The sequence below is a fragment of the Mesorhizobium sp. M0664 genome, from assembly GCF_040320565.1.
GTDB lineage: Bacteria > Pseudomonadota > Alphaproteobacteria > Rhizobiales > Rhizobiaceae > Mesorhizobium.
Genome location: NZ_JAMYPW010000019.1, coordinates 24,596 through 38,860, shown reverse-complemented (window position 1 = coordinate 38,860; position 14,265 = coordinate 24,596). Strand labels below are relative to the sequence as shown.

The following is a 14,265-nucleotide window of genomic DNA, read 5'->3' as shown; positions in this document are numbered from 1 at the left end:
TGAGCCGCAATCGGGTCCAAATCCCCAGAATTTGACGGCGAATGTGGCGCAAGGCGCGCCAGAAAATATCTTTTTCGTCTAATGTATCATTGTAAAGATTGGGCTATTTGTCGCGTCGGGCCGGGAAACGCCGGCGGTTCTTTACTCCCGAGAGCCGCGACCCGACGTGACCGGACGGCCCATGATTGAATCGGGCACCTTTCCCAAGCGGTGCCCGTATTTTCCAGGAGAGCATGCCATGCGCAAGCTTATTATGACCGCAGCCGCCACTGCCGTTCTCGCCTCTGGTACTGCCGCATTCGCTGCGGTCAAGCACACCACCGGCACGATCAAAAGCTTTGATGGAACGGCGATGAGCCTAGTTCTGGATAACGGAGCCACCTTTACGTTGCCCCAGACCTTCAAGGATCCTGGCCTGAAGGTCGGCGAAAAGGTCCGCGTCACGTGGGATATGAGCGGCAAGGATAAAATTGCCGAGGCAGTCAAGATCGTGAAGTGATGTCCTGCCCGCTGGAGCAAGACGAGGTCTTACTCCTGGGTGGCGTAAGAGGGCGGAGCAGCGATGCTCCGCCTTTTCGCAACCCGATCACCAGAGGGCCGCGTGTCGGCTTGGACGCACGGCACTCTAAGGCAACCAAAACCGTTCGATCGTGTTATGCTTAGCTGGCCAGCGTGTAGCCCGGATACCGTACGCGGTTTCCGGATCGCGCAATCAAAGGTCTGGAGCTTCCGTGTCAGTGCGCTGCGCGGCGCTCCAAGGAGGAGATGAGGAGAAGCCGATGAAGGAATTCCATTGCGGGTCGCTCGTACCCGGCTGCGAGTGGCACACACGCGCCGAGGAGGAGGCTGAGGTCATGCGCCGTGCCGTCGAGCATCTGCGCGAGACGCACGGCGAGACGGTGATCCGCGAGACGATGATCGAGGCGATCCGCTCGCGCATCGAAAAGGTCCGCGACGCAGCGTGACGGTCAGGATTCGAGTGCCTCCGCGGCGCGCTTGAGCAGCGCGCCGCGATCAAGCGCAAAACCGGACTCGACCCATTCCTTTTCGAGATTCTTCAACGTTGCACCAAGCTTCGGCCCCGGTGATGCGCCAAGCGTCGTCAGATCGGCGCCCTTGACCGGAAAAACAGGATTTTGCCATTTTGCAGCGAAGGCAAGCAGGCGCGAGAAGCCGCCGGCTTCGAGCAGTGCGTCATTGTCTTCGACCGCGCGGGATCGAGCGGAAGCGAGCAACAGCCGCAACCGGTCGACAAAGCCTTGGCGGTCGCCAAAATAAAGCCTTTTCGCCAACTCTCCTTCAGTCGTTTTCGGATCGACGGCAGCCGTGATCGCCCAATTCCGCAGCCGGCTTGCTTCGCTCACGGAAAGCCTCAATCTCTCGGCAAGCGTTTTCATGCGCGCGGCATCCGGCGGCACGATGGATTCCAGCCTGAGCAGCGGGTCCGGCGCCCAGGCCAGGTCCTTCTCGGTCTTGGTCAGCCCGTGGATGGCATCGATGCCCCATTTCTCGCTTTCCGGCAAAACGGCGGTCAGAACGCCGGCCTGGCGCATCCACAGCAGCGCCCGCGACGGATCTGGCGCCGACAGCAATTTCTTCAATTCCCACCAGACGCGCTCGACCGAAAGCTGGTCGAGCCCCTGCTTCAGCCGAGCACAAGCCTTCAACCCTTCGGCATCCGGCCTACCGTCGCCATACCATGCGAAGAAACGGAAGAAACGCAGGATGCGCAGATAATCCTCGCGGATACGGGCTTCCGGATCGCCGATGAATCGCAGCCTCCGCGCTTCGATATCGGCGATACCGCCGACCAGATCGACGACCGTTCCATCGGCCTCGGCATAGAGTGCATTGATGGTGAAATCACGCCGCTCAGCGTCGGCTTTCCAGTCGCGGCCGAACGACACTTTGGCGCGCCGGCCGTCGGTTTCGATATCGGCACGCAGCGTGGTGACCTCATAGGCCTTGCCGTGGCCGACCGCGGTGACTGTGCCATGCTCGATGCCGGTCGGTACCGTCTTGAAGCCTGCCGCCTCGGCGCGCCGGATGGTTTCCTCGGGCACCGTGGTGGTGGCGATGTCGATGTCGGCGACCGGCTGGCCGATGAGCGCGTTGCGCACCGCACCGCCGGCGACACGCGCCTCCTCGCCGCCATCAGTCAGCGCGGCGAGCAGGCGCTGCAGGTGGCGTTCGCCGAGCCACCCGGCCTTGTCCGCGATCGACACTGGATCGCTCACGAATAGAGCCTTTCATAAAGCGTACGGATGATGCCCGCGGTGACGCCCCAGATGCGCTGGTCGCCATAGGGCATCTCGTAATAGAACCATTCGAGGTCGTTCCACATGCGACTGTCTCTGGTGTGGTTGGCGGGGTCCATCAGAAAGCCCAGCGGCACCTCGAAGACGGCATCGACTTCGTCGGAATTCAGCGTCAGGCTGAAACCGGGCCGCACAATCCCGAGCACCGGGGCGATGCGATAGCCGCTGCCGGAAACGTAGTCCGGCAGACGGCCGACGATCTCGATGTAATCCCTATCGAGACCGATCTCCTCGAATGTCTCGCGCAACGCCGCCGCTTCCGGGCTCGCATCGGTTTGATCGATGGTACCACCGGGGAAAGCCACCTGCCCCGAATGGTTGCGCAGCTTTTCCGCCCGCCTGGTCAAAAGGACCGTGGCTTCATGGCCATGATCGACCACCGGGATCAGCACGGCGGCATCGCGCAGCGCCTTGGCCAGCTTCAGCCTGGGATGGCCCGGATTGAAGCGGTGGTCGCCAAAATCGTCGCCGGCATGCGCCAGCGGCTGCGCCGCGACGCGCTGGCGAAACCCGGCAACGGAAAACGGCAACGGCATCACCTGATCCATCATAGGCGGTCCATCATGCGCTCAGCCGTTTCAGTTTCTCAGCCGGCATGATTGGATAGACCTCGCCTTTGGAACGGACGGCAAACATCCTCTTGCCACCGATGTCGATCTCTTCGCCGTGCTCGACCAGCTCGTACATCACCGGCCGTGCCACCAGCGCCTCCAGCCGCCCGCGCACCAGCACATAAGGCTTCAGGCCACCTGTCTCGTCCTCATCGACGAAGCGCAGCGGGTGTCCCGCCCCAGCCTCGACCACGTCGCCGACATTGGTGCGAAAGGTGATGATTTGTCCGTCGCCGACGCCCGACACGTCCATCTCGACGGCAATGAAGGGCGCGTCGGCGACGCGGATGCCGACCTTTTCCACCGGCGTCACCAGGTAAGTCCTGCCGTCCGCGTCCTTGCGCAGCACTGAGGAAAAAAGCTGCACCAGCGGCATCCGGCCGATCGGCGTTCCCAGATAGAACCAGGTGCCGTCCTGCTTGATTTCCATGTCGAGATCGCCGCAAAATGCCGGATTCCAGCGTTCCACCGGCGCCGGCCCCTTACCGGCGCGCGTCGCGCGCGAGACCAGCGCTTCCAGCCCGCGCGCCTCGGTCGCGGCCGTCAGGCTCTCTTCACGATGGTCGGCGGCTTCCGTCATGGTCACGAAATAGTCACTGTTGTTCCGCTTGTCAGCCTAAGTCTGTGATTTAAGTTCATTGCAGGCGCATGCGAAGCCGAATCGCGGCATTCTCTGCGGCACCAAGGTGCCAAGCGGTGTTTCCAACAGAAGGATCGATGCTGCATGAGCGTTATGATCAAGGAAAGCCCAATCAGCGAAAAGGACATGGTGGCGCAGGCCGAGAAAGCGCTGGCCGACATTTCGAGGGTCCGTGACGGCGTCGGCCGGGTCATTTTCGGCCAGGAAAGCGTCGTCGAGCGCACGCTCGTCGCATTGCTGGCCGGCGGCCATGCACTGCTGGTCGGCGTGCCCGGCCTCGCCAAGACCAAGCTGGTCGAAACGCTGGGCATCGTGCTCGGCCTCGATTCGCGCCGCATCCAGTTCACGCCCGACCTGATGCCATCCGACATTCTCGGCTCGGAAGTGATGGAGCAGGATGAATTCGGCAAGCGCTCCTTCCGCTTCATTTCCGGGCCGATCTTTGCGCAACTGCTGATGGCAGACGAGATCAACCGCGCCTCGCCACGCACCCAGTCGGCGCTGCTGCAGTCGATGCAGGAATACCACGTCACCATTGCCGGCGTGCGCCATGATCTGCCGTCACCGTTCCACGTTCTGGCGACGCAGAACCCGCTGGAGCAGGAAGGCACCTATCCGCTGCCGGAAGCGCAGCTCGACCGCTTCCTGATGCAGGTCGATATCCTCTACCCCGAGATCGAGGCGGAGCGCCGCATCCTGCTGGAGACCACCGGTATCGAGGATGCCAAGGCTGAAAACGTGCTGCAGCCGGCGCGGCTGAAGGACATCCAGACGCTCATCCGCCGTATGCCGGTGCCGGAAAGCGTCGTCGAGGCGATCCTCAAGCTGGTGCGCTCAGCGCGCCCCGGCCAGGGCAACGCCGATACCGACAAGCACGTCGCCTGGGGCCCAGGCCCGCGCGCCAGTCAGGCGCTGACGCTGTGCACCCGCGCCCGCGCCCTCTACGATGGCCGGCTGGCGCCGTCGGTCGACGACGTCCGCGCGCTCGCCGAGCCGGTGCTGCAGCACCGCATGGCGCTGACCTTCGCCGCCCGCGCCGAGGGCACCACGGTTCGCGATGTTGTGGCGAAGCTCGCGAAAGGGATTTGATGGCGCGCATCGGTGAAGCGCAGGCACCGGCAGCGACGCGCGATGCGCTCGCCAGAGGCCGGTTGCGGGCTTCGTTGGTGCCGGACCTGCTGGTCGAGGCGCGCCGCATCGTCAACACGGTAATTGCCGGCTGGCATGGCCGCCGCAAGCGCGGTATCGGCGAGAATTTCTGGCAGTTCCGGCCCTACGTCGAAGGCGATTCCTCGCGCATTGACTGGCGCCGTTCCGCTCGCGACGACCACACCTATGTCCGCGACCGTGAATGGGAGGCTGCCCACACGGTGTGGCTTTGGGCCGATCCCTCGCCTTCCATGCTCTACAAATCGACCGGGGCCAGCGTTTCCAAGGAATCGCGCGCCCTGGTGCTGGCGCTGGCCATGGCCGAGCTTTTGTCGCGCAGCGGCGAGCGCATTGCCTGGCCGGGCCTGACCGACCCGTTCACCGCCCGCAATGGCGCCGAGCGCATCGCGGCGCAACTAATGCACGCCGGCGACCTGCCGGCAAAGCCCGACCTATCCGGCATTCGTCGGTTCTGCGACATCGTCCTCGTCAGCGATTTCCTCGACCCCGTCGAGGACACTATTGCGTGGCTGGACGTTCCCGCCCGCCACGGCGTGCGCGCCCATCTTGTCGAGGTCGCCGATCCGGCCGAGGAAAGCTTCCCCTATGCCGGGCGCACCGAATTCACCGATCCTGAGACCGGCGACAAGCTGACCGCCGGCCGCGCCGAAATGCTGGGCGAGGAATATCGCCTGCTTTATGCCGCCCGCCGCCAGGAACTCGCCGCCTGGTGCAAACGGCGTGGCTGGAGCTTTACCGTCAATCATACCGATCGCCTTGCCTCCGAGGCGCTGGTGCGCATCCACATGGCGATGACCGCCGAAGGCAGCTTTGCCGGGAGGGCCCGCGCATGAGTTGGCTGCCGCTCTCCTTCGGGGCGCCGATGGTGCTGTGGGGCCTGCTGGCGCTGCCGGTGATCTGGTGGCTTCTGCGGCTGACCCCGCCCAGGCCGCAAGCCGAGGTGTTTCCGCCGCTCAGGATTCTCGCCCGCGTGCTGAGGCGCGAAGAAACGCCGCAGCAGAGCCCTTGGTGGCTGACGCTGCTCAGGCTGCTGATGGCCGCGCTTGTCGTGGCAGCACTTGCCGAACCCGTCTTCAACCCGCGCGAAAAGCTGCCGGCCGAAGGCGCCGCCCTGGCGCTGGTGATCGACAATGACTGGGCAAGTGCCGCCGACTGGGGCAAGCGGGTCGCCACCGCCGAGCGGCTGATCGCCGATGCCAATTCGAACGGCGTGCCGGTGCTCATCGCTTTCACCGCCGAGAAGCCGAATGCCGAGATCGGTCCCTTCGATGCCGCTGCCGCGCTCGACCGGCTGCGCGCGGCAAAGCCGCGGCCGATCCCGACCGACCGCCCCGCCGTCTACGCCCGCGTCGCGTCAGCCCTGGAGTCGCTGCCGGGCGCAAGCGTCGCAGTGCTCGCCGATGGCTTGGCGGCGCAAGGCGACGAAGCCGCCTTCAACACGTTGTTGTCAAAGAACGCGGCACGTGTCGTCTGGGCCGTCTCCGACCGGCTGTCGCTGACCGGCCTGACCGGCGCCGACAACCAGGTCGACGGCTTCGCCCTGACCGCCATCCGCGCACCGGGCGATCCGGCACCTGCACAGGTGACGGCCGGCGCGTTCGACGACAAGGGGCGCCGCATTGCCGACGCGACGCTGACCTTTGCCCCGGGCGGAACCACCGCAACCGGCACGATGGCGGTGCCGTTCGAACTGCGCAACGACTTCGCCTACATCGCGCTCGATGGCGAGCGCCAGGCCGGTGCCGTCCGCGTGCTCGATGAGAGCTCAAAACGCCGCCGCGTCGGGCTGCTGTCGCAGTCCGAGGCTGATCAGGCGCAACCGCTGCTGTCGCCGCTCTACTACATTCGCCGCGCCCTGCAGCCCTTCGCCGATCTCGTCGAGCCGTCGAGCGTCGATCTCGCCGACGCCATCCCGCAACTGCTCGACCAGAAACCGGCGATGATCGTCATGGCTGATGTCGGCACCATTCCGGAACAGGCGCGGCAGAGGCTGGTCGACTGGGTCGACAAGGGCGGCACGCTGGTGCGTTTTGCCGGTTCGCGGCTGGCCGCTGCCGGCAATGACGACGATCTGCTGCCGGTCCGGCTGCGCACCGGCGAGCGATCGCTTGGCGGCGCGCTGTCATGGACGGCGCCGCAGCCGGTCACCGAATTCCCGAAAACCGGTCCCTTCGCCGACCTCGCGCCGCCGACCGAGGTCACCGTTACCAGGCAGGTGCTGGCCGAGCCGACGCCCGACATTGTCGAGCGCACCTGGGCCACGCTTGCCGACGGTACGCCGCTGGTGACCGGGATGAAGAAGGACAAGGGCACCCTCGTACTGTTCCACGTCACCCCCGAGGCGACGTGGTCCAACCTGCCGATCTCCGGCAGCTTCGTCGAGATGCTGCGGCGCATCGTGCAATTGTCGCGCAACCAGGGCTCGGCGGTCGCCAATGCCGAGGCAGCCGCCACGTCGCTGGCACCCTATCGCATGATCGCTGCCGACGGCACGCTGGTGCCGCCGACGCCGGATGCCAGGCCGCTGGTGCCCGGCGCCGGCCCGCTGCCGGTGACGCTGGAAAACCCGCCCGGCCTCTACGGCTCGGAGACGGGAGTGTTCGCTCACAATCTGCTCGGTGGCGACAGCGCATTCACGCCGCTGGCCCGGCCTGAAATCACGGTGCCGGTCACCACCATCCAGTATGCCTTCGACGAGCAGCGCAACCTCAAAGGTCCGCTTGTCACGGCCGCCCTGGTGCTGATGGTGCTCGACACGCTTGCCGTATTCTGGATGGGCGGCCTGTTGTCGCGCCGGCCGCGCCGTGCCGGCGCTGCGGCGACGGCAGCCGTCCTGCTGATTGCGCTCGGCGCTTTGATTGGCCACGCGGACGTCGCGCGTGCCGACGACGCCAAACCGGGAGATACGGAGGCGATCGGGGACATTTCAAAGACCCGGATCGCCTATGTGCTGACCGGCGAGCCGGGTGTCGATTCGATCAGCCGCGCCGGGCTCGAAGGCCTGACCCGCTTTCTTATCGAAAAAACCGCGCTCGAACCCGGAGCACCGGCCGGCGTCGACATCTCGAAGGACGAACTTTCCTTCTATCCGCTGATCTACTGGCCGATCGATCCCTCGGCCCCGATGCCCAGCGAGGCCGCCATCGCCCGCATCGACGCCTACATGCAGCAGGGCGGAACGGTCTTGTTCGACACCCGCGACCAGTTCGCCAATGGCATTGGTGCGGATTCGACCAGCCCGGCGACGGAGCGGCTGCGCGACATCCTCGGCAACCTCAACGTGCCACCGCTGGAGCCGGTGCCGTCGGACCACGTGCTGACCAAATCCTTCTATATCCTTCCGGAGTTTCCTGGCCGTTTTGCCGGCAGCCCGCTTTGGGTCGAGGCATCGCTCGAAGCCAGCAACACCGAGAACCGCCCGGTGCGCACCGGCGACGGCGTTTCGCCAATCATGATCACCGCCAATGATTTCGCCGGCGCTTGGGCCGTCGACGAGAATGGCGACCCGCTATTGCCGACGGTGCCTTCGGATCCGATGCAGCGCATCTATGCGCTGCGTGCCGGCGTCAACATCATGATGTACATGCTGACCGGCAACTACAAATCCGATCAGGTGCACGTCCCGGTGCTGCTCGAACGGCTGGGGCAGTAGACTATGAACTGGTCGCTCTCCTTCGAACCGCTCATCACCTGGCCACTGCTCGCAGTGGTTCTGGTGCCGCTGCTGCTGCTGGCGCTGGTCGGCCTTTGGTTTCGCCAGCGCGGCGCGGTCTTCCGCCTGGCAGCCCTGATTGCCCTGGCTGCGGCGCTGCTCAATCCGGTGTTCCTCGACGAAGAACGTGAGCCGCTGAAAAGCATCGTCGCCGTCGTCGTCGATCGCAGTCAGAGCCAGGATATCGGCGACCGCACCAAGCAGACTGACGCGGCGTTGGCCGGGCTTCAGCAGCGTCTCGGCCGCTTCAAGCAGTTCGACGTCCGTGTCGTCGAAGCCGGCAAGTCCGAAGCCGCTGACGAGCGCACCGAGACGCGGTTGTTTTCCTCGCTCGAAAATGCTTTCCGCGACGTGCCGCCATCGCGCATCGGCGGCGCCATCATGATCACCGATGGCGAGGTGCATGACGCGCCGTCCGGCGCACCCGACTTCAATGCCCCGCTGCACGCGCTGATTACCGGCAACGAGCATGAAAAGGACCGTCGCATTCGCTTCGAGAATGCGCCGCGCTTCGGCCTCGTCGGCAAGCCGCTCGACATGACCTATCGCGTCATCGCCACCAACAACGAAACCGGCCCGGTCGATGTCCGCGTATCGGTCAATGGCGAGCAGGTATCGGTCGAGCACGCCAACATCGGCCAGGCGATGCCGCTGCAGGTGACCATTCCCAGTGCCGGGCGCAACATTGTCGAACTCGCCATCAACCACGAGCCGGGCGAACTCACCGACACCAACAACCGCGCCATCGCGCTGATCGACGGCATTCGCGAAAATCTGCGCGTATTGCTCGTTTCCGGCGAACCGCATGCGGGCGAGCGCACCTGGCGCAATTTGCTGAAATCCGACGCTTCGGTGGACCTCGTGCACTTCACCATCCTGCGCCCGCCGGAAAAGCAGGACGGCACGCCGATAAACGAATTGTCGCTGATCGCCTTCCCGACGCGCGAGCTGTTCGTCGAGAAGATCAAGGATTTCGACCTGATCATCTTCGACCGCTATCAGCACCGCGACGTACTGCCGATCCTCTATTACGACTATATCTCCGAATATGTCGAAAAGGGCGGCGCGCTGCTGATCGCGGCAGGCCCCGAATATGCCGGCGAAAGCTCGATCGCTCGCACGCCGCTGATGTCGGCGCTGCCGGCAATGCCGACCGGCGAGGTCATCGACAAGGCCTTCTATCCGCGCCTCACCGATACCGGCCAGCGTCATCCGGTAACGCGCGGGCTCGACGGCTCCGCGACCGAGCCGCCGCACTGGAGCCGCTGGTTCCGCACCATCGGCGTCGAGAACCCCGAGGGCGAGGTGGTGATGAAGGGCGCCGACAACCGGCCGCTGCTGCTGCTCGATCGCAAGGGCGAAGGCCGCGTCGGCATGCTTCTGTCCGACCAGGGCTGGCTGTGGGCGCGCGGCTTCGAGGGCGGCGGCCCCCATGTCCAGCTCTACCGGCGCATCGCCCACTGGCTGATGAAGGAGCCCGAACTCGAGGAAGAGCGGCTGACCGCCGACGGCCGCGGCATGGTGCTTGAAATCCGCCGCCAGACGATGAGCGACGACCCCGGCCCGGCGCAAGTCATCACGCCGTCCGGCAAGGCACTGATCGTCAGGCTCGAGAAATCCGAACCAGGCGTCTTCCTCGGCAGCGTCGAGACCAACGAAATCGGTCTCTATCAGGTCGGCAATGGCGACCTGACGGCATTGGCCCATGTCGGGCCGGTCAACGCCCCGGAATTCACCGACGTCGTCTCCACCGAGAACCGGCTGAAACCACCGGCTGAGGCAACCGGCGGCAGCGTTCGCCGGCTGGCGCCGGCCTCAGCACTTGGCACTCTCACCAGCACCGTCACGCTGCCATCCGTAGTCCCGGTCCGTTCCTCGGGCGCTGCCTCCGGCGATGACTGGATCGGCCTGCGCACCACCGACGACAGCGTACTCAAGGCCGTCTCGCGCGTGCCGCTGTTCGGCGGCTTCCTCGGCCTCGGCCTGCTGCTTCTGGCGATGGGCTCGATGTGGTACCGCGAAGGGCGGTAACGCGGTTTATCCTTCTCCCCTTGTGGGAGAAGGTGGATTGGCGCGCAGCGCCAAGACGGTTGAGGGGTGCTGGACGGAGTGCCGTCCTTGCCAAGCTGGAACACCCCTCATCCGACCGAGCTTCGCTCGGCCACCTTCTCCCACAAGAGGAGAAGGAAGAAAGCGAACCGCCCTACTCCTCCGGCTCCGTCGTGAACATCAGCGGGTAGCCCTTGGCCTTGCCGGCATCGGTTGCCCGCGCCGCCTTGGTCTCGGCGACATCCCTGGTGAAGACGGCGACAACGCAGACGCCGCGCCGGTGCGCGGTGATCATTATCCTATGCGCCTGGTCTTCGCTGAGCTTGAACTCGGACTTCAGCACCGTCACGACGAACTCGCGCGGCGTGAAATCGTCATTGACCAGGATGACCTTGTAGAGCTTCGGCCGTTCGACCTTCGGCTTCGTGCTGGTACGGGGTTTTGTCGTGATTTCAGGCATTGGACCGGCAATTGCGTACGACAGCTTTGCGGTCATTTTGACATGGGCAAAAGCGGTCGTCCATTCAACCGCGCGCGATCGGCTTCCCGGCAGGCGCAGTTCAAAGTCCGCGCCTATGTGGGAACTGCCGTCTGGCGTTCAACCGGGGGTGTGGGCCGGGCCTGGCCCTATTGTATGCACGCAACAAAAAAGACGACCGCTCCAGGCAAATCGCAACTGGAGCGGTCTTCTCATAGGGTAGAAAGATGTCGCTTGATCAGGCCTTCGGGGCTGCCTTGACCGCGTGCTTCTTGTGCTTCTTGACGGTCTTCTTGGCAGCGACCTTCTTCACGGCCTTGGCCGGCGCAGCGGTCGTCGTTGTCGTCGCAGCCGGGGTGGTGGTCGCGGCATTGGCGCTGCTGGCGCCGAGAACCGGCATCGAGACGGCCAGCGCGATGGCGAGACCGAGGGCGGAGAGGAGGGACTTTTTCATGGCTTCACTTCCTTTTTGTGCAGATCGGATTGAGTGTCACTGAACGGGATCGATCGGTGTCACTCCAAGCAGCTTCAAAGCGTTCGCGAGCATCCGGATTCCCTGTGCCTGTTTCTTGTTGGCGCAGAACCGGTTTCCCTTTCTTTGAAGTGCTTTCGCCGCGGTGACCTGCGTTGCCGCGGCATGGGTTTCGAGGGCTTCGTCAAACTGGCGGTTCAGATCGATGCAACGCTCGCTGCGGGTGGTCGCCACCTTTGCATCGGCCGCCTGTGCATTGGCCACCTTCGCATCGGCCAGTTTTGCATCGGCATGTTCGACCGCGACCGTGACGAGCGAAATGGAAAGCAACGCACCCATCAGACTGATCGAGAACCTTTGCATTGGTCTGTCCGTAATCCCGTAACGCGTGTCGCAGCCGATGACCTGACCGCCACGGCACCACTTATGCCTTTGATTTTTTTCGGCAGTTTTTCCGGATTGTAGAATTTTGTTTCTGGATTGTTTCTGGGCAGCCCGGATCGGGCCGCCGATCTCCACTGGCCAACTTATGGCCTGAATTCTATCGTCTGGCTGACAGCCGAAGCAGCGCTTGGGCGATCCACAAATGACAGGTTCCCTGTGAAATCCGACCCCCACATACTGATCGTCGACGACGACAAGGGCATTCGCGACCTGCTTCAGGAATTTTTCCAGAAGCGAGGGCTGCATACATCGGTCGCCGCCGACGGCACCGAGATGGAGACCATCCTACGCCGCGCCCAGGTCGACCTGATCGTCCTGGACGTCATGCTGCCCGGCAAGAGCGGGCTGGAGCTCTGCCGCGAGTTGCGCGCCAATTATTCGACGCCGATCATCATGCTGACCGCGGTTACCGAAACTACCGACCGCGTGGTTGGGCTGGAGATGGGTGCCGACGACTACGTGCCGAAACCCTTCGATCCGCGCGAGCTGCTCGCACGCATTCGTGCCGTCTTGAGACGCAATGGCGCCGCCGAACCGCGACGCGCGGCCTCGCGGCAGATCTACCATTTCGCCGGCTGGACGATGGACTGTTCGCGCCGCCGGCTGATGGCGCCCGGCGACGTCAGGATCGAGCTGACGATGGCCGAATTCAATCTACTGCAGACCTTCGTCAAGAGCGCGCAACGCGTACTGAGCCGCGAGCAGCTGATCGAGCTGTCCGGCGGCGACAGCGGCTACAGCTTCGACCGCAGCGTGGACATTCTGGTCAGCCGGCTGCGGCGCAAGATGGAGGATGACCCGAAAACGCCGAAGCTGATCTTAACTGTGCGCAGCGGCGGCTACCAGTTCCTGCCTGAGACGACCGCCGAATGAGACGCATTCTGCCGCAAACACTGCCGGTCTGGGTGCTGCTCATCGTCATCGCCGGCCTGCTGATCAGCCAGATCGCGACGCTCTACATCGTTTCGCGGGACCGTGCCGCCGCCAATGACGTCGTCGATCTCTATCGGCTGAACGACCGCGCCTTCTCGCTGGTACAGCTGATGCATGACGCCACCCCCGAACAGCGCAAGGCGACGGCCTCCGGCCTGTTCAACGCCACTTATGCGCTCACCGTTTCCAACACGCCCGCCGTTACTTCCTCGATAGCCGGCGACGACGAGCTGGCCGAATTGGAGGACATATTGGTCGGCCGGCTATCGAAGTTCGGCATCACCGACGCGCGGGTCCGTCGCGACCCGGCAACGCACGAAGCCGACGCTCCCGGCGGGACGGTCGCCGGTCCCGATATTGGCCAGGTCGAGCGCGACCTGCTGGTGCTGGCGGCCGATTTCGCCCAGAGCGACAAGCTGACCGCTTCGCTTCGCTTTGCCGACGGCCAATGGCTGAACTTCACCGAGCCGAACACGCCGGCCGGGCCGATACTGAGCTTCGATAGCCTGCCACTCTATGCCTTGATCGCCGGGCTGGTGGTGGCTTCCTCGATCTGGTCGCTGCGCCGGCTGACGGCGCCCTACCGGATGATGGAGACCGCGGTGAAGCGGATCGGCGAGGACCTGAAGAGCCCGCCGATCGCCGAGAGCGGCAGCCGCGAGGTGCGTACCGCGGCAAAGGCGGTCAATGCCATGCAGGCAAGACTGCGCGCCTACGTCGAGGACCGCGAGCATCTTGCCGCCGCGCTGGCGCACGACCTACGCACGCCGTTGACCAGGATGCGGCTGCGCCTCGAACTGCTGAGGAATTCGTCCGTGCGCGCCGCACTGGCGCACGACCTCGCCGACATCGAAGGCATTGCCAGCTCGGTCATCGACTTCGCCACTTTCGAGGTGACCGAGGAGAAGAGCGAGAGGATCGATTTCTGGTCGCTGGTAGAATCGATCGCCGACGGCTTCGACGAGGTCTCCTTCGACAATGAGGACGCGCGCTCGCGCGGCCTGATCTGCGTCGCGCAGCCGGTCGCGCTACGGCGCTGTGTCACCAACCTCGTCCAGAACGCGGTGACCTATGGCAAGAGGGCGCATCTCAGCCTGCGTCAATCAGGCAAGACAATCACGCTGGCGATCCATGACGAGGGTCCGGGCATCCCGCAAGCCGAGCTCGACGCCGTGTTCGGCTCGTTCGTGCGCCTGGAACAGTCGCGCAGCCGTCAGACCGGCGGCCTCGGCCTCGGCTTGACCATCGCCCGCAACATCGCCCGTAGCGCCGGCGGCGAAGTCAGCCTGTCCAACCATCCCGATGGCGGCCTGATGACGGAGCTGCGCCTGCCGCTGGCGGTTTAGCTTGCGTATCGGGCTAAGCCGGCGTTCCTTCGCGCCCCCTCTGTTCTGCTGGACACCTCCTCCACAGGTGGGGAGATTGGCCGTCATCGCCG

The 14,265-nt window shown here is 64.5% G+C and carries 14 protein-coding genes; 8 read left to right on the top strand and 6 right to left on the bottom strand.

Going from position 1 to position 14,265, the window contains the following annotated elements; all coding sequences use genetic code 11:
* Positions 1–238 precede the first annotated feature (238 nt).
* Positions 239–499: a DUF1344 domain-containing protein gene (locus tag NKI39_RS18315; RefSeq protein ID WP_352541000.1), complete on the top strand. Its 261-nt coding sequence runs from the start codon at positions 239–241 to the stop codon at positions 497–499.
* Positions 500–779: 280 nt separating this feature from the next.
* Positions 780–965 carry a DUF1059 domain-containing protein gene (locus tag NKI39_RS18310; RefSeq protein ID WP_023679490.1) on the top strand — a complete coding sequence of 62 codons (186 nt, stop codon included), beginning with the start codon at positions 780–782 and terminating at the stop codon, positions 963–965.
* 3 nt (positions 966–968) lie between these two features.
* Here NKI39_RS18310 and NKI39_RS18305 read toward each other — a convergent pair whose 3' ends face one another.
* From NKI39_RS18305 to NKI39_RS18295, 3 genes are read right to left on the bottom strand one after another with little or no spacing between them, the layout of a single operon-like run.
* The gene (locus NKI39_RS18305) at positions 969–2,237 is read right to left on the bottom strand and encodes a CCA tRNA nucleotidyltransferase (RefSeq protein WP_352469725.1); all 1,269 of its coding nucleotides are present in this window, start codon (positions 2,235–2,237) and stop codon (positions 969–971) included.
* On the bottom strand, positions 2,234–2,866 hold the full coding sequence (locus NKI39_RS18300) for a CoA pyrophosphatase (RefSeq protein ID WP_352469827.1): 633 nt from the start codon (positions 2,864–2,866) through the stop codon (positions 2,234–2,236). The genes NKI39_RS18305 and NKI39_RS18300 overlap by 4 nt, the downstream gene beginning before the upstream one ends.
* Before the next feature lie 13 nt (positions 2,867–2,879).
* Positions 2,880–3,509 (bottom strand): DUF1285 domain-containing protein, encoded by a 630-nt coding sequence (locus tag NKI39_RS18295; RefSeq protein ID WP_352469826.1) that lies wholly within the window; start codon positions 3,507–3,509, stop codon positions 2,880–2,882.
* A gap of 144 nt (positions 3,510–3,653) precedes the next feature.
* Between NKI39_RS18295 and NKI39_RS18290 the strand changes: the two genes are divergently transcribed.
* From NKI39_RS18290 to NKI39_RS18275, 4 genes are read left to right on the top strand one after another with little or no spacing between them, the layout of a single operon-like run.
* Positions 3,654–4,658, top strand: a complete 1,005-nt coding sequence (locus NKI39_RS18290) for an AAA family ATPase (RefSeq protein ID WP_352450525.1) — start codon at positions 3,654–3,656, stop codon at positions 4,656–4,658.
* On the top strand, positions 4,658–5,572 hold the full coding sequence (locus NKI39_RS18285; protein WP_352833412.1) for a DUF58 domain-containing protein: 915 nt from the start codon (positions 4,658–4,660) through the stop codon (positions 5,570–5,572). Before NKI39_RS18290 ends, NKI39_RS18285 begins: the two co-directional genes overlap by 1 nt.
* Positions 5,569–8,391, top strand: a complete 2,823-nt coding sequence (locus NKI39_RS18280) for a DUF4159 domain-containing protein (protein WP_352833409.1) — start codon at positions 5,569–5,571, stop codon at positions 8,389–8,391. The genes NKI39_RS18285 and NKI39_RS18280 overlap by 4 nt, the downstream gene beginning before the upstream one ends.
* A 3-nt stretch (positions 8,392–8,394) precedes the next feature.
* Positions 8,395–10,482 carry a hypothetical protein gene (locus tag NKI39_RS18275; RefSeq protein ID WP_352833406.1) on the top strand — a complete coding sequence of 696 codons (2,088 nt, stop codon included), beginning with the start codon at positions 8,395–8,397 and terminating at the stop codon, positions 10,480–10,482.
* A gap of 172 nt (positions 10,483–10,654) precedes the next feature.
* Here NKI39_RS18275 and clpS read toward each other — a convergent pair whose 3' ends face one another.
* The 3 genes from clpS to NKI39_RS18260 form a co-directional block, all read right to left on the bottom strand.
* On the bottom strand, positions 10,655–10,960 hold the full coding sequence (clpS, locus tag NKI39_RS18270) for an ATP-dependent Clp protease adapter ClpS (RefSeq protein ID WP_352540995.1): 306 nt from the start codon (positions 10,958–10,960) through the stop codon (positions 10,655–10,657).
* Between the two features lie 256 nt (positions 10,961–11,216).
* Positions 11,217–11,432: a hypothetical protein gene (locus tag NKI39_RS18265; protein ID WP_352450529.1), complete on the bottom strand. Its 216-nt coding sequence runs from the start codon at positions 11,430–11,432 to the stop codon at positions 11,217–11,219.
* 36 nt (positions 11,433–11,468) lie between these two features.
* Complete coding sequence (locus tag NKI39_RS18260; RefSeq protein ID WP_352833496.1) at positions 11,469–11,813, bottom strand: hypothetical protein; 345 nt, start codon at positions 11,811–11,813, stop codon at positions 11,469–11,471.
* Between the two features lie 237 nt (positions 11,814–12,050).
* Between NKI39_RS18260 and NKI39_RS18255 the strand changes: the two genes are divergently transcribed.
* Both NKI39_RS18255 and NKI39_RS18250 read left to right on the top strand, forming a co-directional pair.
* Positions 12,051–12,767, top strand: a complete 717-nt coding sequence (locus tag NKI39_RS18255) for a response regulator (RefSeq protein WP_352469721.1) — start codon at positions 12,051–12,053, stop codon at positions 12,765–12,767.
* A complete protein-coding gene (locus NKI39_RS18250; protein ID WP_352540994.1) occupies positions 12,764–14,173 on the top strand; it encodes an ATP-binding protein in 1,410 nt (469 codons plus the stop codon). The genes NKI39_RS18255 and NKI39_RS18250 overlap by 4 nt, the downstream gene beginning before the upstream one ends.
* Positions 14,174–14,265 lie beyond the last annotated feature (92 nt).

What these genes read in the sequence shown, in the direction of transcription:
- NKI39_RS18250 (WP_352540994.1), top strand. Translation starts at nt 12,764, where the DNA reads ATGAGACGCATTCTGCCGCAAACACTGCCGGTCTGGGTGCTGCTCATC.
- NKI39_RS18260 (WP_352833496.1), bottom strand. Translation starts at nt 11,813, where the DNA reads ATGCAAAGGTTCTCGATCAGTCTGATGGGTGCGTTGCTTTCCATTTCG.
- NKI39_RS18295 (WP_352469826.1), bottom strand. Translation starts at nt 3,509, where the DNA reads ATGACGGAAGCCGCCGACCATCGTGAAGAGAGCCTGACGGCCGCGACC.
- NKI39_RS18315 (WP_352541000.1), top strand. Translation starts at nt 239, where the DNA reads ATGCGCAAGCTTATTATGACCGCAGCCGCCACTGCCGTTCTCGCCTCT.
- NKI39_RS18300 (WP_352469827.1), bottom strand. Translation starts at nt 2,866, where the DNA reads ATGGATCAGGTGATGCCGTTGCCGTTTTCCGTTGCCGGGTTTCGCCAG.
- NKI39_RS18310 (WP_023679490.1), top strand. Translation starts at nt 780, where the DNA reads ATGAAGGAATTCCATTGCGGGTCGCTCGTACCCGGCTGCGAGTGGCAC.
- NKI39_RS18280 (WP_352833409.1), top strand. Translation starts at nt 5,569, where the DNA reads ATGAGTTGGCTGCCGCTCTCCTTCGGGGCGCCGATGGTGCTGTGGGGC.
- NKI39_RS18265 (WP_352450529.1), bottom strand. Translation starts at nt 11,432, where the DNA reads ATGAAAAAGTCCCTCCTCTCCGCCCTCGGTCTCGCCATCGCGCTGGCC.
- NKI39_RS18275 (WP_352833406.1), top strand. Translation starts at nt 8,395, where the DNA reads ATGAACTGGTCGCTCTCCTTCGAACCGCTCATCACCTGGCCACTGCTC.
- NKI39_RS18285 (WP_352833412.1), top strand. Translation starts at nt 4,658, where the DNA reads ATGGCGCGCATCGGTGAAGCGCAGGCACCGGCAGCGACGCGCGATGCG.
- clpS (WP_352540995.1), bottom strand. Translation starts at nt 10,960, where the DNA reads ATGCCTGAAATCACGACAAAACCCCGTACCAGCACGAAGCCGAAGGTC.
- NKI39_RS18290 (WP_352450525.1), top strand. Translation starts at nt 3,654, where the DNA reads ATGAGCGTTATGATCAAGGAAAGCCCAATCAGCGAAAAGGACATGGTG.